Annotated in this window: 20 protein-coding genes, 3 other RNA genes and 1 pseudogene; 5 read left to right on the top strand and 19 right to left on the bottom strand. The window is 65.8% G+C overall.

What is annotated here, in order from left to right:
- Positions 1–114: 114 nt before the first annotated feature.
- The 8 genes from uraH to M0D43_RS09825 all read right to left on the bottom strand — a co-directional run bounded on the left by uraH (position 115) and on the right by M0D43_RS09825 (position 7583).
- Positions 115–474 (bottom strand): hydroxyisourate hydrolase, encoded by a 360-nt coding sequence (gene uraH, locus M0D43_RS09860; RefSeq protein ID WP_252164473.1) that lies wholly within the window; start codon positions 472–474, stop codon positions 115–117.
- Positions 444–1865, bottom strand: coding sequence for an FAD-dependent urate hydroxylase HpyO (hpyO, locus tag M0D43_RS09855; protein WP_252164472.1), 1422 nt, complete (start codon positions 1863–1865; stop codon positions 444–446). The genes uraH and hpyO overlap by 31 nt, the downstream gene beginning before the upstream one ends.
- A complete protein-coding gene (gene uraD / locus M0D43_RS09850; RefSeq protein ID WP_252164471.1) occupies positions 1862–2353 on the bottom strand; it encodes a 2-oxo-4-hydroxy-4-carboxy-5-ureidoimidazoline decarboxylase in 492 nt (163 codons plus the stop codon). The genes hpyO and uraD overlap by 4 nt, the downstream gene beginning before the upstream one ends.
- Complete coding sequence (gene hpxZ / locus M0D43_RS09845) at positions 2350–2745, bottom strand: oxalurate catabolism protein HpxZ (RefSeq protein WP_104611802.1); 396 nt, start codon at positions 2743–2745, stop codon at positions 2350–2352. The genes uraD and hpxZ overlap by 4 nt, the downstream gene beginning before the upstream one ends.
- A complete protein-coding gene (puuE, locus tag M0D43_RS09840; protein ID WP_252164470.1) occupies positions 2742–3632 on the bottom strand; it encodes an allantoinase PuuE in 891 nt (296 codons plus the stop codon). The genes hpxZ and puuE overlap by 4 nt, the downstream gene beginning before the upstream one ends.
- Positions 3629–4885, bottom strand: a complete 1257-nt coding sequence (locus tag M0D43_RS09835; RefSeq protein WP_252164469.1) for a (S)-ureidoglycine--glyoxylate transaminase — start codon at positions 4883–4885, stop codon at positions 3629–3631. Before M0D43_RS09835 ends, puuE begins: the two co-directional genes overlap by 4 nt.
- Complete coding sequence (locus M0D43_RS09830) at positions 4875–6146, bottom strand: allantoate amidohydrolase (protein WP_252164468.1); 1272 nt, start codon at positions 6144–6146, stop codon at positions 4875–4877. The genes M0D43_RS09835 and M0D43_RS09830 overlap by 11 nt, the downstream gene beginning before the upstream one ends.
- A gap of 546 nt (positions 6147–6692) precedes the next feature.
- Positions 6693–7583, bottom strand: a complete 891-nt coding sequence (locus M0D43_RS09825) for a LysR family transcriptional regulator (RefSeq protein WP_252165014.1) — start codon at positions 7581–7583, stop codon at positions 6693–6695.
- 393 nt (positions 7584–7976) lie between these two features.
- Between M0D43_RS09825 and M0D43_RS09820 the strand changes: the two genes are divergently transcribed.
- The 3 genes and pseudogenes from M0D43_RS09820 (at position 7977) to M0D43_RS09810 (ending at position 11656) form a co-directional block, all read left to right on the top strand.
- On the top strand, positions 7977–8864 hold the full coding sequence (locus tag M0D43_RS09820) for an alpha/beta fold hydrolase (protein ID WP_313905061.1): 888 nt from the start codon (positions 7977–7979) through the stop codon (positions 8862–8864).
- A gap of 110 nt (positions 8865–8974) precedes the next feature.
- Positions 8975–11479, top strand: a pseudogene (locus tag M0D43_RS09815) (S9 family peptidase).
- Between the two features lie 101 nt (positions 11480–11580).
- Positions 11581–11656, top strand: a non-coding RNA gene (locus M0D43_RS09810) — sX9 sRNA.
- Between the two features lie 4 nt (positions 11657–11660).
- Here the strand turns inward: M0D43_RS09810 and gvpU are convergent.
- The 9 genes from gvpU to M0D43_RS09765 form a co-directional block, all read right to left on the bottom strand.
- Positions 11661–12119 (bottom strand): gas vesicle accessory protein GvpU, encoded by a 459-nt coding sequence (gene gvpU, locus M0D43_RS09805; protein ID WP_252164466.1) that lies wholly within the window; start codon positions 12117–12119, stop codon positions 11661–11663.
- A gap of 229 nt (positions 12120–12348) precedes the next feature.
- Complete coding sequence (locus M0D43_RS09800) at positions 12349–13929, bottom strand: gamma-glutamyltransferase family protein (RefSeq protein WP_252164465.1); 1581 nt, start codon at positions 13927–13929, stop codon at positions 12349–12351.
- Positions 13929–15389: an AtzE family amidohydrolase gene (locus M0D43_RS09795; protein WP_260808175.1), complete on the bottom strand. Its 1461-nt coding sequence runs from the start codon at positions 15387–15389 to the stop codon at positions 13929–13931. Before M0D43_RS09795 ends, M0D43_RS09800 begins: the two co-directional genes overlap by 1 nt.
- Positions 15390–15596: 207 nt before the next feature.
- Positions 15597–15672: non-coding RNA, sX9 sRNA (locus M0D43_RS09790), on the bottom strand.
- Positions 15673–15942: 270 nt separating this feature from the next.
- On the bottom strand, positions 15943–17106 hold the full coding sequence (locus M0D43_RS09785) for a nucleoside hydrolase (RefSeq protein WP_252164464.1): 1164 nt from the start codon (positions 17104–17106) through the stop codon (positions 15943–15945).
- A 148-nt stretch (positions 17107–17254) separates the two neighbouring features.
- The gene (locus M0D43_RS09780) at positions 17255–18799 is read right to left on the bottom strand and encodes an adenosine deaminase family protein (RefSeq protein ID WP_252164463.1); all 1545 of its coding nucleotides are present in this window, start codon (positions 18797–18799) and stop codon (positions 17255–17257) included.
- A gap of 121 nt (positions 18800–18920) precedes the next feature.
- On the bottom strand, positions 18921–20234 hold the full coding sequence (locus M0D43_RS09775; protein ID WP_252164462.1) for an NCS2 family permease: 1314 nt from the start codon (positions 20232–20234) through the stop codon (positions 18921–18923).
- Between the two features lie 369 nt (positions 20235–20603).
- Positions 20604–21563: a PDR/VanB family oxidoreductase gene (locus tag M0D43_RS09770; protein WP_252164461.1), complete on the bottom strand. Its 960-nt coding sequence runs from the start codon at positions 21561–21563 to the stop codon at positions 20604–20606.
- Positions 21564–21580: 17 nt separating this feature from the next.
- Positions 21581–22633, bottom strand: coding sequence for a Rieske 2Fe-2S domain-containing protein (locus M0D43_RS09765; protein WP_252164460.1), 1053 nt, complete (start codon positions 22631–22633; stop codon positions 21581–21583).
- 126 nt (positions 22634–22759) lie between these two features.
- Between M0D43_RS09765 and M0D43_RS09760 the strand changes: the two genes are divergently transcribed.
- Entirely contained in the window at positions 22760–23677 is a 918-nt protein-coding gene (locus M0D43_RS09760; RefSeq protein ID WP_252164459.1) for a LysR family transcriptional regulator, read from the top strand.
- Between the two features lie 244 nt (positions 23678–23921).
- Positions 23922–24734 carry a TatD family hydrolase gene (locus M0D43_RS09755; RefSeq protein WP_260808174.1) on the top strand — a complete coding sequence of 271 codons (813 nt, stop codon included), beginning with the start codon at positions 23922–23924 and terminating at the stop codon, positions 24732–24734.
- Here M0D43_RS09755 and M0D43_RS22170 read toward each other — a convergent pair.
- A non-coding RNA gene (locus tag M0D43_RS22170) (sX9 sRNA) lies at positions 24729–24804 on the bottom strand. The genes M0D43_RS09755 and M0D43_RS22170 overlap by 6 nt on opposite strands.
- Before the next feature lie 50 nt (positions 24805–24854).
- On the bottom strand, positions 24855–25742 hold the full coding sequence (locus M0D43_RS09750) for a LysR family transcriptional regulator (protein WP_101364600.1): 888 nt from the start codon (positions 25740–25742) through the stop codon (positions 24855–24857).
- Positions 25743–25835 lie beyond the last annotated feature (93 nt).

Raw genomic sequence — 25835 nt, 5'->3', positions numbered from 1 at the left:
GGTGAAACCGGTCTGACACAGTGCGCAGCGGGTCACTAGCGCCGGCCGTGCAGTGGAAGCGCAGACCGTCGGGCAGGAGGACCGAACTGCCTGCGCTGCGGCGATACACCGCTCTCAGCTGCCGCGATAGGTGGAATACCCGTACGGCGAGAGCAGCAGTGGCACGTGGTAGTGGCCGTCGTCGGCGATACCGAAGGCGATCGGCACCTGTTCCAGGAACGGCGGATCGGCCAGCGCCATGCCGATGACCTGCCAATAGCGGGCGACGTCGAATTCCAGCCGGTAGCGACCGGGCTGCAGCGTGAGGGCGGACAGGTCAGGACAGCGGCCGTCCTGGTTGGTGAGACCTTCGAAGTGCAGCGTGTCGCCGGCGAACAGGCGCAGCGGCACGCCAGCAGCGGGGCGGCCGCTGGCGGTATCCAGCACGTGCGTGGACAGGGTGCTCATGCCACCGCCTGGGTCGGTTGTGGCCATTGGCCGACGAATTCGGGTTGGTCGTACGCCAGATAGGTCTCGACGATGGCCTGGCGGTCGTCCAGGAACAGCTGATCGGCCACCGCGCGGGCAAGCCGCGGCAGTGCAATCTTCAGCCCGGACAATGCCGCGGCCGAGGGGCCGTGGTTGATCAGCGCCGAATAGTTGAACGCGAACAAGCCATGCAGCAGCGCGGCATCGTCGGGTGTGCGCGGCAGCAATTCGAAGCCCGGCCCAAGGTACGGATGCGCGTCCAGCACCGGGTTGGCCTGGCCCGGCGGCGGCCGATAGCGGTCGCCCCAGCAGGCGATGCGCCCGGACAGCGCGGCCAGCTCCGGGCGCAATTGCGGGTCGGTGACCAGGCCGGTGGCCACTGCCAGAAAATCGAAACGGTAGTCGCCCTGCGGTGTGCGGACAACGATTTCGCCATCGTGTTCGGCCACGTCCAGCCACGGCGCGCCCAGATGCAGCGCAAAGCCGGCATGCGCGCAGGCGCGCTGGAAGGTGTCGTTGGTGGGCGGTTGGTTGTGCGCGAAGAAGCTGGCCATCATCCGGTACTTGTCAGCGTCCGGCAGGGTCAAAAAGCGCGGAATGATGCCGGCCTGTTCCATGTGCCGAAATGGATTGATACGCGGCAATTCGCGACGGCGCACGAACACTTCGGCACTGGCAACGCCTTGTTCCAGCGCAAAGCACGCATTGTCGAAGGCGGAGGCGCCGCCGCCCAGAATGCCCACGCGCTTGCCGGCCAATGCGGCGAAATCGATGTGACAGGAGGTATGTGCGTAGCGCGCCGCGGGCAGGGCACGGCAGATCCAGTCGGGCACCACCCACTGGCCGCCACCCTGGATACCGGTGGCCAGAATCAGTTTGCGCGTGAGCAGTGGTGCGCCCATCGCCAGATGCAGGCGATGGATGCCGGGCGCGACGTCCGGCTCCACGCGCACCAATCGAGTGGCGTTACGCACCGGCAAGCGCAGCACTGCGCGATACCAGCGCAGATAGTCCATCCAGCTGCCGCGCGGAATCTTGTCCAGTGCGTCCCAGGCCGAACCGCCGTGCTGCGCCTCCCACCATGCGCGGAAGGTGAGCGAGGGCACACCCAGATCGATCGAGGTGATGTGCTTGGGCGTGCGCAAGGTCTGCATGCGCGCATAGGTCACCCACGGACCTTCTTGCCCGGTGGGGTTTTCGTCGATGACCAGCACGTTATGCACGCGCTCGCGCTGCAGCGCGAACGCCGCACCCAGACCGCTCTGGCCGGCGCCGACGATGATCACGTCGTAGACGTGCCCGGCCGGATGTACGCGCGGTTGCACCCAGGCATCGCCGCCGTGGGCCAGGCATTGCAGGTCGTGTGCGAGCGCGCGTTCGAGTTGGGCCAGGCTCATGGCAGTGCCTCCAGGCGCAGGTGAACGATCTTGCCGATTTCGGCGATGGCGGTGACGATCTCTGCATCGGGTGATGCATCCAGCCGCTGTTCCAGCGCGGCGAGAATGCCGGCCTTGTCGTGCAGCCGCACGCAGATCACGAACGGAAATCCGAAACGGTGGCGATAGGCCTGATTGAGCGCGTGGAAGCGCCTGAATTCGTCTTCGCTGAGACGGTCCAGCCCCGCAGAAGCCTGCTCTGCGGCAGATGCGGCAGTGAGCGTGCGGTCGATCGCCGCCTTGCCGGCCAGCTCCGGATGCGCACGAATCAATGCGATCTGATCGTCCGGCGATGCGTCATGCACCACCTGCATCAAACCGCGATACACATCCTGGAACGGGCGACGACGCGCGGCGCGCTCCACTACCCATGGCGAATGCTCGAACAACTCGCGATACCGCGCGACGAAGGCGGCATCGTCCAGCACCGGATCGTCGGTCACGCTCATGCGTGCGTGCCTTGCAGCGAGACGTGCGCGGCCACCACTTTCCAGCCGTCGGCAAAGCGCACCCAGCTCTGGCTCTGGCGGCCGCGCGCGCTGCTGCCAGAGCGCTCGAATTCGGCATGCGTGGTCGCATGGTCGCGGCCGTAGCTGTGCACTTCCACGTGCACGAGCTGGCGTTGTGGTGAGCCGCCGCGGCCGATGCGGAATGCGCGGATCGCCTCGATGCCGTACAGCACCTCGCCCACGCCGTAACGCACGGTGCTGGGCGCAGCGTGGAACAGCGTATCCATCGCCGCGATGTCATCGCGCATCAATGCGCGCTCGTAGGCATCAAAGGCCTCAGTCACCTGGGCAATCACCTCGGGCAGATCGATGTCGGCAGTGGCGATGCTCATGCCGGATGCACCTGCAGCCAGTGGCGCGCGATATCGATGCGCCGCGCAATCCAGGCATCGCCGCTGTCCAGCACATGGTCCACAAAGCGCGCTAGCGCCGCCGCGCGTGCCGGCTTGCCGACGACGCGCCCGTGCAGGCCGATCGAGAGCATGCGCCCGCCTTCGCCGCGCAGCTGCTCGAAGCTGTCGCGCAGATAGCGAAAGAACGGCTCGCCATCGGCAAACCCGTTATAGGCGACGAATTTCATGTCGTTGGCATCCAGCGTATAAGGCACGATCAACTGCGCGCGGCCGTGGCGGCTGTCGTAGTAAGGCACATCGTCGGCATAGCTGTCGGCGTCGTAGACAAAGCCGCCTTCTTCGGCGATCAGACGTGCAGTGTTGGGGCTGGTGCGGCCCTGGTACCAGCCCAGCGGGCGACTGCCGGTGACCTGGACATGCACCGCGATGGCCTGCGCGATATGCGCGCGCTCGATGGCCTCGTCGATGTGTTGGTAGTCGATCCAGCGCAGCCCGTGGCTGGCGATTTCCCAGTCGGCGGCCTGCATCGCGGCCACTGCTTCTGGATTGGCGGCAAGCGCGTTCGCAACGCCGAACACGGTCACCGGCACCGCGCGTGCGGCGAACAGCCGATGCAGCCGCCAGAAGCCGGCGCGGCTGCCGTATTCGTACAGGCTTTCCATGGCCATGGCGCGTGCACCGGGCTGCGCTTGCGCGCCGACCATTTCCGACAGAAACGCTTCCGAGCCGGCATCGCCGTTGAGCACGCAGTTTTCCGCGCCTTCTTCGTAGTTGATGACGAACTGCACCGCGATGCGCGCGCCACCCGGCCACTGCGCCGCTGGCGGTGTGGCGCCGTAGCCGACCAGGTCGCGCGCGCTGTTCATGCCTGCGGTTCCGCGTGCCAGGCGGCCAGTGCCGCTTCCACTGCCAGGCCCTGCGTGCAGGCGTAGCCTTCGGCGCGCAGCACCGCTTCCAGCGCGGCCAGGGTGATCAGCACCTTGTGCTTCATCGCGTTGTAGCCCATCGCGCCAATGCGCCAGATCTTGCCCTGCAACGGCCCGAATGCCGTGCCGATTTCGATCTCGAAGTCTTCGCGCATGCGGCGGCGCACCGCATCGCTGTCGATGCCGGGCGGAATCACCACACCGGTGACATTGGTCATGCGATGCGCATCGTCGCCGAACACCTCCAGCCCCAACGCACGGATGCCGGCACTGACCGCGCGCCCGGCCGCGGCATGGCGCGCGAAGCGTGCATCCAAGCCTTCCTGCAGGGCAACGCGTGCGCATTCGCGTGCGCCGTACAACATGGTTGTCGCTTCGGTGTGGTGGTTGAGGCGCTTGTCCGACCAGTAATCCATGATCATCGCCAGGTCGAAATAATTCGAGGCGATGCGCGGCCCGCGGCCGTTGACGATGTCATCGCGCACGATGCCGCGTTCGACATGGCGGCGCGCGAAGATCGCCTCGGCTGCCGCGTTGGACACGGTGATCGGTGCCGAACCGGACGGCCCGCCCAGGCACTTCTGCAGGCCGCCGGTGACCACGTCCACGTCCCAGCGGTCGCTGGCGATGGGCATGCCGCCGATGGTGGCGGTGGCGTCCACATAACTCAGCGCGCCGGCCGCGCGGCACAGCGCGCCGACGCCATCGAGCGGCTGCGCCATGGTGGTGGAGGTGTCGCCGTGCACGGTGGCCACCAGCTTGGGCGCTACGCGCTCGATCGCCTCGGAGATGGCTGCCAGCGGCACCACTTGCCCCCATGGCGCATCCACGCTGTGCACGTCGGCGCCGAGGCGTTGCAGGATTTCGGTGAGCAATAACCCGAAGCGGCCGAAGTTGATCACCAGCACGCGATCGCCCGGGCTGACCAGCGACACCAGCGCCGCTTCGATACCGGCACGCGCTGTGCCATCGACCAGGAACGTCCAGCGATTGTCGGTACCGAACAACGGCCGGTACAGCGCCATCACCTCGTTCATGTAGGTGGTCATTTCCGGGTCGAACTGGCCCAGCAGATCGGCCGCCATCGCACGCAACACGCGCGGATGCGCATTGACCGGGCCCGGGCCCATCAACAGGCGCTGTGGGGGATCGAGTTCGGCGAAGGTGTGCGGGTGACGCAGATCAGGTGACAAGGGGATCTCCCAGGTGTTCGATGAAGTGGCGCATGACCGCCAGTGCGAGCTCGGCATCGGCCGGGTCGACGTGTTCGTCCGGATGATGGCTGATGCCGCCAGCGCAGCGCACGAACAGCATCGCGGTTGGGCAGAGCGCGGCCATCACCATCGCATCATGGCCGGCGCCGGACACCAACTGGCGCGGCACGATGCCTTGTGCGGCGACTGCGTGTTGCAGACGGGTCATCAGTGCCGGTGCGCAGGGGCTGGCGGCCAGCGTCTGCAACGGGTCGATGGCGATGGCGATGTTGCGGGTTTTGCTGATACGGGCCAGTGCGCGTTCGATCTCCAGCACTGCCGCATCGCGCGTTGCATCGTCGCCGGCACGCACGTCCAGCGTGCAGTCCACCCGGCCGGGCACCACGTTGGTGGCACCGGGCGCGACCTGCAGCTTGCCGACCGTGGCGACCAGGTCGTCGCTGCCGGCGCGTGCAATCCTTTCGATGGCCAGCAGGGCCGCCGCAGCGGCGCTCAATGCATCGCGACGCAAGGCCATGGTGGTGGTGCCGGCGTGGCCGGCGCGGCCGTCGAAGCGCAGTGCAAAGCGCCGCTGCGCGGCGATCGCGGTGACGATGCCGACCGGCAGGCCTTCGGCTTCCAGCACCGGGCCTTGTTCGATATGGGTTTCCAGATAGGCCAGCACGCTGCCGGGCGCGCGTGCGGCGTGTTGTAGGTGCGCGATGTCCAGATCCCAGTCGGCCAGCGCGCTGGCCACGTCGGTGCCGGCCGCGTCGGTGACCGTCAGCGTGGCGGGGTCGAGCGTGCCGGCGACCGCACGGCTGCAGAACATCGAGGCAGGAAAGCGCGAACCTTCCTCGTCGCCGAAGGCGATCACCTCGATCGCGAACGGCAGGCGCCGGCCCTGAGCATGCAGCGCGGCGACGCATTCGATGCCGAGCAGGATGCCGAGCGGGCCGTCATAGCGCCCGGCATCGCGCACGCTGTCCAGATGGCTGCCGATCAGCAGCGCCGGTGCGTCGGCACGCGCGCCTTCGTAGCGCCCGATCAGGTTGGCCGCTGCGTCCAGTCGCACCTGCAGGCCGGCCTGGCGCATCCATTCGCCCACCTGTGCGACGGCAGCGCGATGCGCCGGGCTGAGCCAGGCGCGGAACAGCCCGCTGGGCGCGTCGCTGTAGGGCGGAAGGCCCAACGCATCGCAGCGCGCTACTGCGCGTGCGCCCGAGGCGGTGGCGGGTGAGGGACGTTGCGCGCTCAGCATGTAGCGCCATGTGGATGTTCTGTTCTGCCGGTGCCGCCAGGACTGGGATGCCACAGGGACTGGTGCATGGAGCCTCCGCAGGCAGTGTGGAAAGAGTGAGGCAACGCCAGGCGATGGGTTTCCCGGTGAAGGGGGCGACACGCACGTGCGCAGGCGGCGGCGTTGAATCGACTATACGAATCGCCCCCGTCACCCCAAAGCAGTTTTTTTAGGGTCGTGTGTTGCAAAAAATGCGACAGGTAGCCTGTGGTTGCCCTTTGGGCTGCTCCGGCCGGCCGGGGGAGAGGACCAGCAGTGGACGAGGGTCGCCGCGTCGAGACTGTTGCGTGGCCAGACCCTTTCCCCAACCTCTGCGTTGCGCCCCGGGCGTAGCAAGGCTCGGGTGGTCGATTGCACGTCGCCAAAGCGCCTCTACACGCGCACCCCCGTTCGTCGTCGTAGCTGCCGAGCCTCGCAGACAACGTGGATGCACATGCATCGAACGTCATCGCACACGATCAATCCTGTGCGCTGCTTGTGAGGGGAGGTCGCGTTGGAGTCGCCAGTTCAAACGCTGCTGTCGACATCCAGGTCCTGTCGTAGTGCGTCCACGCAATAGTCGACAAACGTACGCACCTTGGCAGAACCCCGGCGGCCCTGCACATAGACGACATGCACCGGCTCTGGGGGGATCTCGAAAGGCTCAAGTACGCAAGCGAGCTTGCCGCCCTGAAGGTGTTCGCGGATCTGGTAGGACGGCACTTGCGTCAGTCCCCAGCCCTGCACTGCGGCGGTGATGGCGGCATTGAACGAGGTCACGTGGAGGCGGGATGCCACTTCGACCAGATGCTCGCGCCCACCGATGCGGAACGGCCATTTGTGCGAGCGTTCGGCCGATGAGGTCGAGATGGTGGCGTGCTGCGGGAGATCGTCCGGCTGCTGCGGCGTACCGTGTTCTGCCAGATAGCCGGGCGAGGCGCAGACCATGCGGCGCACGCTGCCGACCGGGATCGCAGTCAGTGATGAGTCCGGCAGTGCGCCGATGCGTACCGCCACATCAATGCCTTCGTCCAGCAGCGGCACGACACGATCGACCAGGATGGCGCGCGCGGTCATCGACCGATAGCGACCGAGAAAGCGCGTCAATACCGGCGTGACATGCAGCGCGCCGAACATCTGCGGCGCCGTCACCGTCAGCAAGCCGCTGGGAAGCGCATGCAACCCGGCCGCTCTGTGTTCGACATCGTCCAAATCGGCAAGCAGGCGTCGGCAGTCGATGGCGTACTGCTGCCCGGCCTCGGTGAGCCGCATGTTGCGTGTGGTGCGCACGACCAGCAGCACGCCCAGGCGGCTTTCCAGCTGCGCGACGGCGCGGGTGACCGTTGCGGTGGAAATGCCCAGACGCCGCGCAACCCCGGCAAAGCTTGCTTGCTCTGCCAGCGCGGCGAACAGCGTCATTTCCTGGATGCGATCCACGAACGTCTCACGATCGAGTGTGGTGCGAGAGTAGCAGTCCGACTGTCGCAACCACGCGACTTCCACCCTTTGCTCGCGTTGGCGATATCCGGCAAGGCGTGCAGCATTTCAGCGACAGCAATGGTGAATTGATCCGGCTGGTGGTTCTGGTGATGCCGCTCGCCACCTAGCATTGCCGGTCACTGATCTCCTACTGGATTTGTCATGGCCCACCCCGATTCACTCAACGCGGCCAACGCCCGCAACGCGGCAGCAGACCCGAGTCGCCGCAGGATATTGCTCGCCTCATGCGTAGGTACCGCATTCGCCTTGAGCGCGGGCGCTGTCGGTGCAAGCGAGCTTTCCAACCAGAAGACGTCGATCAAAGGAGACACCATGTCGAACGATGACACCCTGCACGTGGCCTACAAAACCCAACAGGTCGGCGAGGTCAATGTGTTCTACCGTGAAGCAGGACGCACAGATGCGCCGGTGCTGTTGCTGTTGCACGGCTTTCCAAGCGCCAGCCACATGTTCCGCGATCTGCCGCCACTGCTGGCAAGCCAGTACCGCTTGATTGCGCCCGACTTGCCGGGATTCGGCAACACCACTGCCCCGCCGCGTGGACGCTTCGACTACACGTTCGAACGCCTCTACAAGGTCATCGAAGGCTTTACCGAAGCACTGGGGCTGACCAGCTACAGTTTGTACGTCTTCGATTACGGCGCGCCGGTCGGTTTTCGCCTGGCGGCGGCAAACCCGCACAAGGTGAGCGCCATCATCAGCCAGAACGGCAACGCGTATCTGGAAGGTTTCAGCGACCAATGGGGGCCGTGGCAGGCCTACTGGCGTGAGCCAACCGCAGCCAACCGCGACGCATGCCGTGCCTCGTTGTTGCCGCAGGCCATTCGCGACTGGCAGTACGGTACCGGTGCCGACCCGAGCAGGCTGTCGCCGGATGGCTACACTCTGGACATTGCATACATGGCCCGCCCGGGCGCCGAAGAGATCCAGCTCGATCTGATTCTGGATTACCGCAGCAATGTGGCGGCGTACCCGGCATTTCAAGCGTATTTCCGCACCCACCAGCCACCGCTGCTAGCGGTCTGGGGCAAGCACGACCCAGCCTTCCTCCCCGCCGGTGCGCAGGCCTACCGGAAGGATCTGCCAGAGGCTGAAGTGCACCTGCTGGATACAGGGCACTTTGCACTGGAGACGCATGCGTTGGAGATTGCTGACTACACAGGTGATTTTCTCTCGCGCACGCGCAGGGCGGCGGTATAACGCGGTCAGGGCGAATCCGCAATGCGGAAGTGGCGACAGGAATGCGTATACGCGCAGATGGAGGGTGATCGGGCGTGCTAGCTTGCCGCGATCACCGCCGAGAGATGCCGATGATCGCCTTGCACCGATGGACCGCGTTGTTTGTGCTCGTCAGCCTGATGCCGGTGCCTGCGTTTGCAGGGACGCCGGAGGGCGGTTACCGGCAGCCACCGGAGCCGCTGCTGAGTGTGATGCGCGCGCCGCTGAATCCATAGCCGCGGCCGGATCCTACCGGCAAGACCTTGTTGCTGGTGCAGCGCACCCAGTATCCGCCGATCGCGCGGGTCGCCGAGCCCTATCTCAAGCTCGCTGGCGTGCGCGTGGAGCCGCGCACGCATAGCCGCCACGATATGTCCAACGGCTACGGCATTCGTTCCTGCCTGGAGGGCTTCAGCCTGGTGGACATCGCCAGCGGCAAGCAGACGGCTGTGAGCTTGCCGGCCGGCGCCTGCCCGGCATCGCCGGTGTGGTCCCCGGACGGGCGCCGCTTCGCCTTCAACAACATTGCCGCCGACCGCGTCGAGCTCTGGGTGGGCGAGGTCGCCACCGGCACCGTGCGCAAGATCGAGGATGTGCAACTCAACCCGGTGCTGGGCGGCGAGATCCAATGGCTGGGCGGCAGCAACACCCTGCTGTTGAAGACGGTGCCGCAGGATCTGGGCCCCGCACCGCGCAAGGCCGCGGTGCCGCCGGGCCCGGAGGTCAAGGAAACCATTCAGGGCAAAGGCGAAAGCAGTACCTACGAGGCGCGCGACACGCTCTCCAGCCCCGAAGACGAGGCTTTGTTTACCTACTACGCCACCTCCCAGCTGCTCACGGTGGATGCGGCCACCGGAAGTCAGCGCAAGCTCGGTACGCCTGCGGTCTACAGCAGTGTGGAGGGCGCACCCGATGGCCGCCACGTGCTGGTGGAGCGGTTGAAGCAACCGTATTCCTACGTCACAACCTACGCACGTTTCGCTCACGATGTGGCGGTGCTGGATCTGGCCAATGGCAACGAGCGTGTGCTGGCCAATCTGCCGGTCGCGGACCGGGTGCCGGTGCAGGGCGTACCGACCGGCCCGCGCGCCTACTCCTGGCGCGCCAACCAACCAGCCACGCTGGTCTGGGCCGAGGCACTGGACGGCGGTGACTGGAAAACCAATGTTCCCGCGCGCGACAAGTTGATGTCGCTGGCTGCACCGTTCACCGCCAAACCGCGCGAGCTTGCGCGCGTGCAGCAGCGGTATGCAGGCCTGTCGTGGTTTGCCGAAGGCGGGCAAGCCTTGCTGGACGAGTACGACGAGAACCGCCATTGGCGGCGGACCACGCTCGTGGATGCCGAGCGCCCCGGCGCTGGCGAGCGGGTGTTGTTCGACCTGTCCACCGACGATCTTTATGCCGATCCCGGCCTGCCCGAAATGCGTGTGCTCGCCAACGGCCAAGCCGTGCTGCGCGAGGCGCAAGGTGCGCTGTTCCTGAGCGGGCAAGGCGCCTCGCCCGCGGGTGACCGGCCATTTCTGGATCGCTATACGCTTGCCACCGGCAAGACCCAGCGGCTGTTCCGCAGCGACGCGACTGTGGACGAGGTGTTCTTCGGATTTGCAGGAGACGATACGTCGCGCCTGCTGACCTGGCGCCAGTCGCTGACCGACCCGCCCAATGTCTATCTGCGAACTTTGGGCGAACCGTTGCCAGCGCCGGCAACGGGCGAAGCAGCCTTTGCGTCCACTGCCACGCCGGTGACGCATTTCGCGGATCCGACCCCGCTAGTGCGGCAGATCAAGAAGCGGCTGGTGAGCTACAAGCGCAAGGACGGCGTGGACTTGTCGTTCACCCTGTACACACCGCCAGGCTACACCGAAGGCACGCGCGTGCCGGCCATCCTGTACGCCTATCCGCTCGATTATGCCGATCCCTCCAAGGCTGGTCAGGTCAGCGGCGCCAGCGAGCGCGATTTCACCCGGCTCAATTACTACCAGCTGCTGCTGTTGGCCGGTTACGCCATCATCGACGATGCCGCTTTCCCGATCGTGGGCGATCCCAAGACCGCTTACGACACCTACCTACAGCAACTGGTGGACGACGCCACCGCTGCGGTGGACAAGGCCGTCGAGTTGGGCGTGGTCGACCGTCAGCGCATCGGCGTCACCGGCCATAGCCACGGCGCATTGATGACGGCCAATCTATTGGCGCATACAGATCTGTTTCGCGCAGGCGCTGCCACCAGCGGCAGCTACAACAAGACCTTGACGCCATTCGGATTCCAGAACGAGCGTCGTTCGTTCTGGACGGCGCCGGACGTCTATGCGCAAGCGTCGGCGTTCTTTCACGCCGATAAAATCAACGAACCGTTGTTGATCGTGCATGGCATGGACGATGCCAACCCGGGTACCGAAACCACCCAGGCGCCGCGATTGTTCCAGGCCATTCGTGGCAACGGTGGCACCGCACGCCTGGTGCTGCTGCCGTTCGAGCCGCATTGGTACAGCGCACGCGAATCCAACGAAGACCTGGTGGCCGAAATGCTGGAGTGGTTCGACCGTTACGTCAAAAACGCGCCGCCGCGCGCGACGGGCAGCACGCCAAAGATCTGAGATGACGCGCACCGCACACCAAGGCGGAACTTGCCAGGCGTAAAGCAACTAACAAAACTACTGCGCAGCCGCCAGGCGGACGCGGCCGGTGCGGAATCGGCATGTACCACCCGTACACTGCGGTTCCTCCGCGCCGCCCACGCCCGCCTGACGACTGCCCGCTACGTTTTGTTAGCTGCGCTTAGTCTGCCGACAGCGATCCCAGGGTAAAGCCGGAAACAGCATTCACCTTGCCACGCCACAGCACGCCTCGGTTGCTTGGCAGTGGCTGGCCGCCGGGTGAGAAGCAACGCGATTCGATCAGGTGGATGAACTGTGGCGGCGTGCTGCTCTGCTGCGCATCGTCTTCGGAGTCGTAGATGCTGGCATGGCTGGCGAACGCGCGACGGATATCCTCTTTTTCATCGGCACCGCCGGGGTAGGCAGCAGAGAATTCCTCCGCAAACGCCTCGAAATACCGCTTGCCGCTGACCATCTGGCCGGAAATGACGATGCCTTCGACAAACAGCGTGACGCCGAACTGCACGCCCGAGGTGTTGGCAATGCCGACCAGCTTCTGCAGATACCAATCCACGCTCTGGCCATCGAACGCCAGCTTGACGTCTTCCAGCGACGGTTGATTTTGATCTTGGTCTGTCATGTTGCTCTCCTTGAGTGGATTCAACGACGCGTTAGAAGTAACGCAGATGTGGATGGCTCGCCATTGGCGTGCTTAAGCATGGCACACGGATCGCCGAAGGTGCCGCGGTCGGGTTCGCTACGGACTCTCCGGCACGGCCGTCTTGCGACACATCGACGATTTCCTCCCCAATGCGCGCGCCATGGTGCGTGTGGCAGGAGCCGCCGCAGTCGCGAAACGACCGCCGTGGTCACCACGCCGCCACCGCCCCATCCGAGCGCGGGTCACTCGCGCCGCTGATCACGCCATCGGCCTCGCGCACCAACGCGCCGGCATGCCCCATCACCGAGGCATAGGCGGGCAATAGTTCCACTGCATGTCCGGCATCGCGCAGTGCCTGCACCACGGCCGGGTCGAAGCGGTCTTCCAGCTTCAACGTGGTGCTGTCTTCGCCCCAGGTGCGGCCGAGCAGCCAGCGTGGTGCGGTGATTGCTTGTTGCAGCGGCATGCCGAAGCGGGCGTAGCGGGAGAACACGGCGGCTTGAGTTTGCGGTTGGCCTTCGCCGCCCATGGTGCCGTAGGCCATGACGCGGCCGTCGTCGAAGGTGGCCAACGCCGGGTTGAGGGTGTGGAAGGGTTTGCGCCCGGGGGCGAGCGCGTTCCAGCCGTCGGTCGCGAGACGGAAACTGCAACCGCGGTTTTGCCAGGTGATGCCGGTCCGCGGCAGAACCAGACCGGAGCCGAATTCGAAATAGGTGGACTGGATGCAGCTGACCGCGCGGCCGTGCGCATCGATGGCGCCGAACCAGACGGTGTCGCCGGCCTGCGAAGGCTGTGGCCACGGCAAGGCAATCGTCATGTCGATGCGTGCGGCGAGCGCGTCGAGTGCGGCGCTGTCGTCGAGCAACGCCTGCGCGTCGAGCGTCATCCAGGCAGGGTCGCCGATGTGTGCGTCGCGGATCAGAAAAGCTTGCTTGGTGGCTTCGATCAGCCCGTGCAGATGCGCGTAGCTGTCTGCTTCTTCCACCCTCAACCGATCGAACAGCGCAAGGATCAACAACGATGCCAGCCCCTGGGTGGGCGGTGCGTGGTTGTAGAGACGCGCGCCATGGATGGCGACCGATAACGGCACGCTGGCTTCGGCGTGATGGGCTGCGAGGTCGTCAGCGCTGAGCGGGCTGCCGAGTACTTGCAGATCTGCTGCGATGTCGTGGGCAAGCGCGCCGCGATAGAAACTCTCCAGCCCTTCATCGGCGAGCCGCTGCAAGGTGTGCGCGAGCTGTGGTTGCTGCAGCAGCGCCCCTTCGCGCAGCGGGGTGCCGTGCGGCTCGAAAATTTCGGCATAGGCGCCTGGTTGTGGGCACAGTTCTGCGCGCTTGCTGGCGGCAATCTGCGCGCCACCCAGCGTGACCGGCGTGCCTGCGTTGGCGTGATGGATCGCATCGCTCAACACCCGTTGCAGCGGCAACGTGCCATTTGCGTGTTGCAGCGCCAGCGCCCAGCCGGAGACGGTGCCGGCCACGGTATTGGCAGCGCCGGGGCCGCGCCACGGGATGCTGGTGTGGCCGCGATAGAAGTCCAGTGTTGCGGCGCGTGCGGCGCGGCCGCAGGCATCGATGGCGTGCACACGGCCATCGGGTTCGCGCATGAGCCAGAAGCCATCGCCGCCGATGCCGGTCATGTGGGGATAGACCACGGCCAGACAGGCGGCGGTGGCGACGGCCGCTTCGATGGCATTGCCACCATCGCGCAGTACATCGCGCCCGGCTTGTGCAGCGAGATGGTGCGGGGCGACCACCATGCCGCGTCGCGCGCGCAGCGTCTGCAGCATCAGCGTGGCTCCGGCGGTGGGCTGAAGGCGAGCAGGCCATCGCGCTCGAGTTGCGCGGCGAGCGCAAACAGGCGGTCTTCGCGGCCGGGCGCTGCAATCAGTTGCACGCCCAGCGGCAGGCGTCCGGGACGCGGCAACGGTGCGGCAAGCACCGGGCAGGCGGCCAGTCCCAACGGTTGGGTGAAAATGCCGAGATTGGCGCGCGCCGACACCGGCAGGCCGCCGATCTGGATGGTGTCCTGGTCCAGGCGTGGTGCGACGCATGGGGTAGCCGGTGCAATGAGCACATCGACCTCGTCCCACAGCGCGTGCATGGCGTCGGCAAACCAATGCGCAAAGCGGTGCGCATCAGCCACCGCGCTGGCGGGCAGCTGCAAGCCGGCGAGCAGGCGGTCGCGGGTGGCCGGGTCGAATTGCGCGCCGTGCGTGCCGAGTGCGCTGCGGTGCCGATGTCCGCCCTCGGCAGCGGTGAGGACGAAGGCAGCTGCGCGCGCGCGCTCCGCTTCCGGCAGGTCGACCGTGGTCGTGCTGTTGCAGGCCGTGAGCAGTGCCTCCAGCCCGGCCTCGAGATCCGGATCGAGATTGCGTTGAAACCAGCCGCCCAGCCGTGCAATGCGCAGGTTGCCCGTCGTGCGCGAAAGCAGCACATGCCCGCACATCACCTCATAGACGCGGCGCAAATCGGCCACCGACGTGGCGAAGGGGCCCACCACATCCAGCGCATCGACAAACGGAAACACGCCATCCAACGGCACTGCGCCATGCGTCGGGCGCAGGCCGTAGACACCGCACAGCGCAGCCGGCACGCGAATGGAGCCGTTGGTGTCCGAGCCGAGCGCGAACGGCACCCATCCGGCAGCCACCGCTGCCGCCGAGCCGCCGGGTGAGCCACCGGCCAGGTGCTGGTGGTCGTGCGGATTGGCGGTTGCGCCGTAATGCGCGTTGACAGTGGCAAAGCCGTACGCGAATTCGTCCATGTTGGCGGTGCCGACCAATACCGCGCCTGCATCGCTGAGCCGCTGTACGACTGCCGCATCGCGGGTGGCAGGCGGGTCGTGCGCGCGCACCGCAGCACCGGCGGTGGTGACCTGCCCGGCGACATCGAACAGATCCTTGACCACGAATGGCACGCCGGCCAACGCGCCACCATCGCTGCCACCGGCAAGCGCGGCCTGCACGCGTGCGGCATCGGCTGCGGCACGCGCAGGCAGCAGCCGGGTGATGGCGCACAGGCGGTCGTTGGCCTGGTTGATGCGCGTCAGCGTTTGCGTGGCCAGCCGTGCGGCCAACGTGGGCTGACTGCGCGTGGTGCTGACGATGGATGCGATCTGACCGCGTGCGCCGCCGCCATCACGTGCTGCTGCCGGTGGCGCCCTGAAGGCAGCCAGCAGCTGCGTGTGTCCGCGCAGCACCTCGGTATTGCGATCGACGCCGGCCTGCCACTGCGCTGGGAGTTGCATGGGTCACCTCTTGGAGAACGGGGAGTCGGGATTCGATAGCGGTGATTCGTGGCTGCTCGGCATACAGGTTCTGCAAAAAACTGGCGGCTGATACGTTGGGAGCTGACGCAACGCTGATGGGATGCACGCGTGACACGTTGAAACATGCGCTTGCATTCAAAAACAGCGAGTGCGCAGCTTCTATCGTTCGATCTAAACACCAAGAGCGGCTACCAAAATGTAGCGAGCAGTCGTCAGGTGGCGTGGAAGTCGCGCTCAGAACCGCAGTGTACGAGTGGTACATGCCGTTCCGAGCACCGGCCGCGCCTGCCTGGCGGTGAGCGTAGTCGTTTTTTAGCTGCTCTTAGCAGTGGCATGAAGCGTCGTTCGGTCTCACGCTCCGATCGAGCCCCCCTCCCGCCGGGGCAAGGAAGCCCGGCTTGCGCGCCACCGACGCGCGTGTCTTGGAGCGCACGCGCTGCTAGCACGGCCTGGGGCTAGCAACGCGGGGGTTGGGAGAGGGCGCCATGGGAGTTGGAGATGTGTCAGCTGTTCGCTCCGGCGTAGGTTGCACCTACTCAACAGGTGCAGCAAGGCCACCGGCTATCGCACCCTCATCCGCCCTTCGGGCCCCTTCTCCCGGCGGGAGAAGGGGCAATGGCAATCCCACCGCCGGCGGCTGCGGCGCAGTGAGGCGATCGATCAACAGCTGCTCGAATGCCTGTACATCCACCGCATGCACCACTGTCTGCGCCTGCTCGCCCAGCCCGGGCTGATACCCTGGCGCCCACGACAAAATATCGCCATACCCGGCATCGAAGGCGGTGCTGGTATCGACATACAGCGTTTCGGTATGCGTCACCAAGTCCGGGCGCAGCCATACGGCGGTGGCCAGTTCGTCCCACATCGGAAAGCCTGGCTCGCGGCGGCGCAGCGCGTGGCCAATCGTGGTGTCCGCAGCACTCATGCGCGCCAGCAAGTCGGGAGTGAGTTCGGTGGCGGTTGATGGGTCGACCGGCACCATGGTGATCTGGCGCCACGGAGCGCGCATGACGATGCTGGCCGCTTCCGGGTCCCAGCGGATATTGAATTCGCGGCGCGGCGAGTTGACGAATTCGCGCGCGAATTGCTGCGCGCTGATGCTGTTGCGCTGCTGCCGCGGATTGAGGCTACCGCCCATATAGACCAGCTCGCGTGCCAACGTGGCGAAGGCTGGGTCCAGCGATTGCGCCAGTGCCAGATTGGTCAACGGGCCGGTGGCAATGATGCTTACCTCGCCCGGGTATTGGCGCACCATGCGTAGCATGAATAACGCGGCCGGCTCGTCGCAGGCGCGCACCACACTGGGATTGCCCAAGGCCAGATCGGGCACTACATCGTGGGCGTGATAGCGCGGCGCGCTTTGCACGGTGTCGCCGTCCACCCAGTGCTTGGTCCATGCGCCTTTCCAGACGAGTTTGCCGTACAGCGCTTCCCAGCGTTCGGTGGCCAGCTCGCTGTTGAGCAGTGGATGCACCGGGCCGGGAAGGACCGGAATCTGTGGATGGCCAGCCAGTTCCAGCAGGCGGCAGGTGTGCGCCAGCACTTCATCGCGCCAGATGTTGCCGCTGACGGCACTGATACCCAGCACGTCGATGTCAGGCGATTGCAACAGCAGCAGCTGCGCGGGCGTGAAGCCGTCGATGTCGTCTTCGAGGATGACGCGGCGTCTGGGATGCGGGGAGGAAGAATCGGTCATGGCTGTCTGGTGATCGGGGAGGATGCAGCGTGGCGATGGTGGAACCTGGTGCGGTTGTGAATGTGTCGAAGCGCTTCGGCGTGCGGGCTGGCGTTGGCGGTTGCGTAACATCAGGCGCCAGCGCGCTCCTGCGGGGTGTGCATTTGCCTTAGCGGCGCTGCGCAAGCAACGTGCGCTCGTACTGCGCCAGGTCCGCTTCCAGCTGCCATTGCAGGCGTGCCTTTTCGCTGGTCTTGCGAAAGTCGCGGCAGCTTGCGTCATCAGTCTCGCGCTGCATTGCCGTGGCGCAGGCCGGTGCAGGGCTGCCTTCGTCAGTCCATAGGCTGGTACCCGGCAGGAAGCTATAGCTCAGACCATTGCGGGCAAGTCGTTTGAGTGTGATGTAGTCGATGCCGTGTTCCTGCATCGCACGCTGGTATTCTTGGGTCATGTCCGCGCGCGAGACGCCGGCATCGTCGGTGGACAACACCACCGGCACGCCGGCATGCAGATACATCGCCAGCGGATGCGCGGCGCCTTTGACGCCCAGGATCACATCGTTGCTGGTGAGATTGATCTCCACCGCAATCTGCTCGCGCCGCATGCGCTGCAGCAATGCCTCTGCATCATCTTCGTAAGGCAGATCCACGCCATGACCGATGCGGCGCGCACCGGCATCCACCGCCTGCCGAATATGCGAACGCAGCTGCGCTGGCGGCACCAGCCCCAACGCCAACTCGCCGGCGTGCAGCGATAGCGGCACACCGGGGTAGCGCGTTGCGAAGAAGCGGAACATGGCCATATGCCGCGCGTAATCGGCAAGTGCTACCGGGTTATCTTCCGGCGCGACGATATTCAGCGCGACCGCGCGGCTGCCGCCGGCAGCGATCAGCGCATGCGCCAGCGCCATCTGCCCGAACACCATCGGCTGCGGCAACACACGCAACACGTACGGAACATAGCGGTAGTCGACCTTGCAGCCGGGGCGTGCATCGGTCTGGTCGCAACGCAGCACACGGCGCACCTGAACATCGATGGCGGCAAGGTCGCGTTGCGCGGCCTGCACCAATGGCGGCAAGTCGGCCTGCAGTGCGCGCAGAGTGGCTGCATCGTCCTCGCCCTTCCACGGCAAGGCTTGCATGCGCTTGGCGGCCTGATCCATCTGCGGTGGGTTGGCAATGATTTCTACGTACGGCACGCGGTCGCGTGCAGCCTGCTCCAGCACCGCGGCGACGGTGTCGGCAACGCGGGTGCGTACCACCGCATCGAACTTGCCGAAGGTGCTGAAGAACTGATCGTGACCGGTGGGTTGCGCAGGGCTCGGCAGGAATTTGCGCATCGACAGCGAATCCACCACCCGTCCATACAGCGCGGCGTTGCGTGCTGCCAGTCCGCTGGCCGGTTCCTGGCCGGCACCGCACGGTGGCGCGCGTAGGCTCAGATCGTTCAGTTGCACGCAGGCGCCATCGTCGCTGGCCCACTGCAAATACTCCTCGGCATACACCGAGCCGGAGAGGTGGTTATGCAGATCGCCACCTTTTGGCATCGCCTGTAGCCAGGTGCGCAACTGCGCCGGTTGCTCGGCAGCGTCAAGGAACAATTGCGCGACCTGGTGTTCGCGTTGTTGCGCGGGCGCTAGTGCTGGCCGTGCGCACGCGACGATGGGCAAGAACGCGCACACGCTCAGGAGCAGGTAGCGATGAAGAATGGGCATGCAGGAAACTCGGTAATAGATGTGGTGGCGTGTGAGCGCCAGCGAAGGTGTAGCTTGCCTGGCAGCGTGACGCGCGGCCAGCCATGGGTGCGCATGCAAACAGGCGCGGCGCATGCGCCAGTCATTCCAGCGCATAGCGCAGCACGAACAACCCCGCGATCGCCCAGGTGGCCGGATGCACCCCGCGCCAGCGCCCACTGCCGAGTTTTAGCGCGGCATAGGTAATGAAGCCGAACGCCAGCCCCGTGGCAATGGAATAGGTGAGCGGCATGGCGAGCATGCAGATGGCGGCCGGCAACGCTTCGCCCACATCGTCCCATTGGATCTGCGTGCCTTCGCGCAGCATTACCGAGGCCAGGTAGATCAGGGCCGGCGCGGTGGCATAGGCAGGCACCATCGCGGCCAGCGGCGAGAACGGCAGGGCAAGCAAAAACAGGCCGGCAATCACCAATGCGGTGAGGCCGGTGCGCCCACCCACCTGCACGCCGGCGGCACTTTCGACATAGGCGGTGGTGCTGGAAGTGCCAAGCAGCGAGCCGGCCAGGATGGCGGTGCTGTCTGCAAGCAGGGCACGGTCGAACTGGCGGCGTTGCGCAGGTGTGTGCAGCAGGCCGGCGCGTTGTGCCACACCCATCAGCGTGCCGGTGGCATCGAACATTTCCACCAGCACAAACACCAGCACCACGTGCAGCACCGCAGCGAGCGCGCCGCTGTCGCCATGGCCGTGCAAGGCGCCGACGATGTCCAGCTGCAACAAGGTGGGCGCCAAGCTCGGCGGCAGCGACAGTACGCGCGTGTACTGCACCAATCCCAACGCCAGTGCCGCCACGGTCACCGCAAGAATGCCAAGCAGCATGGCGCCACGCACACGGCGCAGTTCCAGTACGCCGATCAGCAGCAATCCGGCCAGCGCAAGCAGCGGTTCGGGCCGATGCAGATCGCCCAGCGTGAGCAACGTCTGCGGGTGCGCCACCACCAGCCCGGCTTTCTGCAGCCCGATCAGGGCCAGAAACAGGCCGATGCCCACCGCAATGGCGCTGCGCAAGGTGGGCGGAATGCCATCCACCAACCAACGCCGTGCGCCGGTGACGGTGAGCAGCAAAAAGACGCAGCCGGAAACGAACACCAGCCCCAGCGTCTGCTGCCAGCTATAGCCCAATGTGCCGACCACGCTGAAGGCGAAGAACGCGTTCAGGCCCATGCCCGGCGCCATACCGATGGGGTAGTTGGCCAGCATGCCCATCAACAGCGAGCCGAGTGCGGCGGCAAGGCAGGTGGCCACGAACACCGCGCCGCGATCCATGCCCGTGGTGGCCAGGATGTCCGGATTGACGAAGACGATGTACGCCATCGTCAGGAAGGTGGTGGCGCCTGCCAGCACTTCGGTGCGCATAGAGCTGCCGTTGGCGGTGAGCGCAAAATCGGGCCAGCGCATCAGCGTGTGCTCGGGGCGGGGAGCCGGTCGACGACAGGACAAACGAACATCGGCAGACATCTCATCGATATGGGGCGGCGCGCGGCGGCAGCGCTCACACCGGTTGCCCATCTTGCCCTGTTGCGCTGCGCTTGCCACGGATATCGGGCACGGATTGCGGTGCAAGTGCAACTCATAGAACGTAGCGTGGACGTGTCACGCGGCGATAGCGGGCATTGTCGCGCTGTACGTGCCTTTGCTGACGTGCGTATTGCAGTGCGGATGCAGTGACGGACGGTGCGGCACGTTGCACGTCATGGTTATACGCAAGCGCAGCATTCGGCAGCGCGAGGTGACTGAACGGGCGCAGTCGCACCGCGCAGACAGCCTTCAAAGATCCAGCACCAAGCGTGGCGAGCGGCTGCGTGAACAGCACACGGTGATCTGCCGATTGGTGGCACGTTCGGCGTCGCTAAGCACGCTGTCGCGATGATCTGGCATCCCAGCCAGCACGCCGGTCAGACAGGCGCCGCACATGCCTTGTTCGCACGACAGCGGTACCTCGATACCAGCATTGAGCAGGGCGCTGGCCATGCTGCAATCGGCCGGCACCTGCACCACACGGCCGCTGGCGGCCAGTTCCACTTCGAATGCGCTGTCGGCATCGTGGGCCAGGCTAGGCGCGGCGGCAGCGAAGTGTTCGCGATGCAGTTGCGCTGCCGTCCAGCCATGCGCCTTCGCCAGCACGGTGAAATGGTCCATGAAGGCGGTTGGCCCGCACAGATACAGCTGATCGCGCGCACGCGCCTGACCCAGTTCCCCCGGGACATGCACACGCGGGCTCTGCCCTCCGTCGCTCAGATGCATGTGCACCTGCCCTTGTGTAAAGCCTTGTTGCAAGCGCTGCGAAAACGCCACATCGGCATGTCGGCGCGCGTAGTAATGCAGCACGAAGGGCTCGCTGCGCGCTTCCAGTGCTTCGGCCATCGACAGCAGCGGGGTGATGCCGATGCCAGCAGCCAGCAGCACGTGGCGTTCGCCCGGATGCAGCCGGAACAGATTGCGTGGTGTTGAAATACGCAGACGATCGCCCGGTGCGAGCTGTTCGCACAGATGCCGCGAGCCGCCGCGCGAGGCGTCGGCGAGCTTGACGCACAGCAAATAGTGGTCGCGCACATGCGGCGCGCTGGCGATCGAATACTGGCGAATCAACCCATCGGGCAGGTGCAGATCCACATGCGCGCCGGCCTCGAACGCGGGCAACTGGCTGTCGATCGGCTCCAGCCGGATCGCACGCTGACGGTGGCCTTGCTCGGCCACGGCGGCAACACGTACTTCATGCAGGCTCATGGCGCGCTCCTTGGCGGTCAGCGCAGGAAGAAATCGCTATAGCCCTGGCTGCGCAGGCCACGGCGGTAAGCGATCGAACTGCGGTCGGCCGGGATATGCACGTCCAGCAGCGGGTCCAGCGGCAGATATTCCGGCCGTTGCGCTTCCACCATGGCGCGGTCTTCCTCGAACACGCGCAGGTTGAAGGCATGCACGTCTTCCACCGGCAGATGGGTGTCGAAGTTGCGCGCGATCGGCACCAGCAGGCGCGTCTTGTGTTTGGAGACCGGGCTGGCCGCGTTCATGATCACCAGGCGCTTGCCCGGCACCGGGAAGTGGATGGTGAGGGTGGCAGTGAACGGCAGATGCACCTCGAAATGGCGCAGCCACTGGAAATCCGGATCCACGTCCGGCAACGGCATGTCCACCGAATAATTGGCCACCGTGCTCAGGTAGTCGGCATTGAAGCCGGTCGGCGTCTCGGTGGTGGTGTAGGCCGGCACCTCGCGCTTGTCCGGCTGGGCAAAGGTGGCGGTGTGCACGAAGGCGAAATGCGCCACGTCGATGAAGCCCTCCAGCTGGCGCGCGGCGCTGCCGCCGATGTCGAAGGCCGGGCAGACGATCTGCTGGAAGCCGTCCTCGTCCCAGCCCGGCATCGGAGGGATCTGCACTTCGGCCGCGCTGACGCCGGCCGGTTTGGCCAGGCAGACCCAGATCAACCCGTAGCGCTCGGCCACCGCATAGGTGTGCAGGCGCATCTTGGCCGGGATGTTCTGATTTGGACTGGCCGGGATGTGATTGCAGCGCCCGCCCGAACCGAAGCGCAGCCCGTGGTAGGCGCAGACCACGCCGCCGCCATCGGCCGTGCCCATGCTCAGCGGCACGCCGCGGTGCGGGCAGACATCGCGCGCGGCTACCAGTTCCTCGCCCAGTCGGTACAGCACCAGCGGTTCGTCCAGCAGGGTGGCCTTGAACGGCGCCTGCCCGACCTCGCTGCTCAGCGCCACCGCGTGCCAGTGCTGGGCCAGGCGCTGCCAGTCGGCGGCCTCGAAGGTGCAGTGCAGCGGCAGGGCGGGGACGGCGACATCCATGGGGCGGTCTCTGATGTGCGGCGGGAGCGGTGCCGGATTGACTCTAGGAAGCCGGGGGTGTGTGATCAAACATCGTTTTTCCGCCAAGCCATTGCAAAAAATGCAACGCCAACCGAGCCCCGCCGCATGCTGACCTTTTCCCGCTTCACCCGTTACTTCATCGAAGTGGCCCGCTGCGGCAGCATCCGCAAGGCCTCCGACGTGCTGCACGTGTCGGCCTCGGCGATCGACCGGCAGATCCTCAAGGCCGAGGAAGAGCTGGGCGCGCAGCTGTTCGAGCGCCTGCCCGGCCGGTTGCGGCTCACCGCGGCCGGCGAGCTGCTGCTGGTGGACGTACGCGGCTGGGAGAAGGCCTACGCACGCACCCTGGAGCGTTTCGACGAGCTCAAGGGCTTGCGCCGCGGGCATGTGGAGATCGCCATGATCGACGCGCTCAGCGAGGGCGTGGTGCCGGCGGCGGTGGCGGCGCTGGTGCAGGAGTACCCCGGCATCACCTTCAACCTCTCCACCGCACCCAATCAGCGGGTGATGGAAATGGTGACCTCAGCCGATGTGGATATCGGCCTGCTGCTGGACCCGGTGAGCAGCGTGGATCTGGAAGTGCGCGCGTTTGCGGATATCCCCTTAGGGATTGCCATGCCGGTGGGCCACCCGTTGAGCACGCGCACCGAGCTGCAGCTGAGCGAGACGCTGGAGCATCGTCTGTTGTTGCCAGCTGCCCCATTGATCGTCGGCGAGCACGCCAAGGTGTTGTACCAGCGCCAGCACATCGACGTGAAGCGGCTCACCCACTGCAACGACGTGCGCACCCTGCGCGGCCTGGTGCGTGCCGGCGCCGGCGTGGGGTTGATGTCGTGGCTGGACGCCGCGCCCGACGTGGCCGACGGGCGACTGGCGTTCGTGCCGTTCCGCCAGCACCTGACCACACCGATGACGCTGGCCTTGTGCGTGGCCCCGCAGCGGCAGCTCTCGCGTTCGGCGCAACTGGCGATCCAGGCGCTGGCAGCGAAGATCGATGCGATGGCGGTACCGGTGGTGGGGTGAGCGTGCTGCGCAAGCGGCCCTCACCCCTGTCCCTCTCCCGCAGGCGGGAGAGGGGGAAGCCAGTGCGTACGTGCAGGCCGATAGCATGCAGGCGCCGCTGATCGCATCCAGATCCCGTCATCGAAATCCAGATCACGCCGCGGAGATTCCTTCGCCCGCCTGCGGGAGAAGGTGCCCGCAGGGCGGATGAGGGAAACGCCCACCCAGTACAATCGCATCTGCTCTTTCAAGCGACACCCGCACCATGCAGTTGATCGATATCGGCGCCAACCTCACCCATGATTCCTTCGACCGCGACCGCGACGCCGTGCTGCAACGCGCACGCGAGGCGGGTGTGGCACAGCTGGTGATCACCGGTGCCAGCCGTGAACATTCGCCACTGGCCTTGCAATTAGCGCAACAACACCCCGGATTCCTGTACGCCACCGCCGGCGTGCATCCGCACCACGCCGTGGAATTTACTGCCGAATGCGAAGCCGAAATGCGCACGCTGCAGGCACATCCGCAGGTGGTGGCAGTAGGCGAATGTGGGCTGGATTACTTCCGCGATTTCGCGCCGCGCCCGGCACAGCACAAGGCCTTCGAACGCCAGCTGCAGTTGGCTGCCGACAACGGCAAACCGCTGTTCCTGCACCAGCGCGACGCGCATGAAGATTTCCTCGCCATCATGCGCAGCTTCGAAGGTCGCCTGGGTGCGGCGGTGGTGCACTGCTTCACTGGTACACGCGAAGAACTGTTCGCTTACCTGGACCGCGATTACTACATCGGCATCACCGGCTGGCTGTGCGACGAACGCCGCGGCGCGCATCTGCGCGAGCTGGTGCGCAATATCCCCGCCAACCGCTTGATGATCGAAACCGACGCGCCCTACCTGTTGCCGCGCACACTCAAGCCGATGCCCAAGGACCGCCGCAACGAGCCGATGTTCCTGTCGCATATCGTCGAAGAACTGGCGCGCGATCGTGGCGAAGACGTCGCCGTGACCGCTGCCAACAGCACGGCAGCGGCGCGTGCCTTCTTCCGCTTGCCGGAGCCTGCCAGCGCTGAGCGCAGCTAACAACGCCTGGTGAGCCGGCAGCAGGTGGGTGCCGGTGGCGCGCAGGAACCGCGGTGAACGAGCGGCACCTGCCGAGCCGAGCATCGGCCACCAGCGTTTGTCATCTGCGGCCAACCACGCTCAGATCAGCGTTGCCAACGCCCATAAATGCCGCACCAACGGTGTGGTCTCCAAGGCACCCGGCGCGACGGCCAGGGCCAGGCGCGCCAGCGGCATATGGCCTTCGATATCCAGATAGCGCACGCCGGGCCGCTGCAGTTGTGCGGTGGAGGCGGGCACCACCGAGACGCCCAGTTCGGCCGCCACGAGATTGATGATCGACGACATCTGCGGCGCTTCCTGGGTGATGCGCAGGGTCACGCCGGATTGCCGGCAGGCGGCCAGGATTTCGTCGTACAGGCTTGAGCCGAAGCTGCGCGGAAACAGAATGAAAGGCTCGCCGGCTAGCGCCGCCAATGGTGCGCTGTTGCGCGTGGCCAGGGGGTGCGCGGCAGGGACGGCGATCTTCATCGGCTCGTCGGCAAAGCGCAGCAGCTGCAAATCCGGTGGCGTGCTCAGCCCGTAGCGCACGAACGCCGCATCCAGCCTGCCTTCGGCTAACCCGACCAGCAGGCTGGCGGTATTAGTCTCGTCCAGCAGCAGCTCTACTTGCGGCCACTTGCGGCGGAAATCGCGAATCAACCGCGGCACAACCGGGCTGAAGGCGGCCGAGGCGGTGAAGCCCAAGCGCAACCGCCCGGACTCGCCACGCGCCACCCGCCGTGCGGTTTCGGCGGCGCGTTCCACATCGGCGAGCACGCGGCGCACTTCGCCCAGAAACGCCTCGCCGGCCGGAGTCAGTTCGGCACCGCTGTGGGTGCGCCGAAACAACGGCGTGCCCAGCTCCCGTTCCAGTGTCTGGATCTGCTGGCTCAGCGGCGGCTGGCCGATGCCCACCCGCGCGGCGGCACGGGTGAAGTTGCCTTCTTCGGCAACCGCGAGGAAGTAGCGTAAGTGACGCAGCTCCATCCATCTTTTCCAGATATGGTAACTGCCACAATCATATATTGGACAGGGGGTAGTGGCGGGCGAATACTCGCCTTCCCACGTCTCAAGTGCGCT

This window comes from Xanthomonas prunicola (assembly GCF_025266575.1).
Classification (GTDB): domain Bacteria; phylum Pseudomonadota; class Gammaproteobacteria; order Xanthomonadales; family Xanthomonadaceae; genus Xanthomonas; species Xanthomonas prunicola.
The sequence above is the reverse complement of the archived record's forward strand: the minus strand, read 5'-3'. Positions and strand labels throughout refer to the sequence as shown.

Excerpts from the sequence above, each read along its gene's own strand:
- uraH (WP_252164473.1), bottom strand. The coding sequence starts at position 474 with ATGGCCACAACCGACCCAGGCGGTGGCATGAGCACCCTGTCCACGCAC.
- hpyO (WP_252164472.1), bottom strand. The coding sequence starts at position 1,865 with ATGAGCCTGGCCCAACTCGAACGCGCGCTCGCACACGACCTGCAATGC.
- uraD (WP_252164471.1), bottom strand. The coding sequence starts at position 2,353 with ATGAGCGTGACCGACGATCCGGTGCTGGACGATGCCGCCTTCGTCGCG.
- hpxZ (WP_104611802.1), bottom strand. The coding sequence starts at position 2,745 with ATGAGCATCGCCACTGCCGACATCGATCTGCCCGAGGTGATTGCCCAG.
- puuE (WP_252164470.1), bottom strand. The coding sequence starts at position 3,632 with ATGAACAGCGCGCGCGACCTGGTCGGCTACGGCGCCACACCGCCAGCG.
- M0D43_RS09830 (WP_252164468.1), bottom strand. The coding sequence starts at position 6,146 with ATGCTGAGCGCGCAACGTCCCTCACCCGCCACCGCCTCGGGCGCACGC.
- M0D43_RS09825 (WP_252165014.1), bottom strand. The coding sequence starts at position 7,583 with ATGACGCTGTTCGCCGCGCTGGCAGAGCAAGCAAGCTTTGCCGGGGTT.
- M0D43_RS09820 (WP_313905061.1), top strand. The coding sequence starts at position 7,977 with ATGTCGAACGATGACACCCTGCACGTGGCCTACAAAACCCAACAGGTC.
- gvpU (WP_252164466.1), bottom strand. The coding sequence starts at position 12,119 with ATGACAGACCAAGATCAAAATCAACCGTCGCTGGAAGACGTCAAGCTG.
- M0D43_RS09800 (WP_252164465.1), bottom strand. The coding sequence starts at position 13,929 with ATGCTGCAGACGCTGCGCGCGCGACGCGGCATGGTGGTCGCCCCGCAC.
- M0D43_RS09795 (WP_260808175.1), bottom strand. The coding sequence starts at position 15,389 with ATGCAACTCCCAGCGCAGTGGCAGGCCGGCGTCGATCGCAATACCGAG.
- M0D43_RS09785 (WP_252164464.1), bottom strand. The coding sequence starts at position 17,106 with ATGACCGATTCTTCCTCCCCGCATCCCAGACGCCGCGTCATCCTCGAA.
- M0D43_RS09780 (WP_252164463.1), bottom strand. The coding sequence starts at position 18,799 with ATGCCCATTCTTCATCGCTACCTGCTCCTGAGCGTGTGCGCGTTCTTG.
- M0D43_RS09775 (WP_252164462.1), bottom strand. The coding sequence starts at position 20,234 with ATGCGCTGGCCCGATTTTGCGCTCACCGCCAACGGCAGCTCTATGCGC.
- M0D43_RS09770 (WP_252164461.1), bottom strand. The coding sequence starts at position 21,563 with ATGAGCCTGCATGAAGTACGTGTTGCCGCCGTGGCCGAGCAAGGCCAC.
- M0D43_RS09765 (WP_252164460.1), bottom strand. The coding sequence starts at position 22,633 with ATGGATGTCGCCGTCCCCGCCCTGCCGCTGCACTGCACCTTCGAGGCC.
- M0D43_RS09760 (WP_252164459.1), top strand. The coding sequence starts at position 22,760 with ATGCTGACCTTTTCCCGCTTCACCCGTTACTTCATCGAAGTGGCCCGC.
- M0D43_RS09755 (WP_260808174.1), top strand. The coding sequence starts at position 23,922 with ATGCAGTTGATCGATATCGGCGCCAACCTCACCCATGATTCCTTCGAC.
- M0D43_RS09750 (WP_101364600.1), bottom strand. The coding sequence starts at position 25,742 with ATGGAGCTGCGTCACTTACGCTACTTCCTCGCGGTTGCCGAAGAAGGC.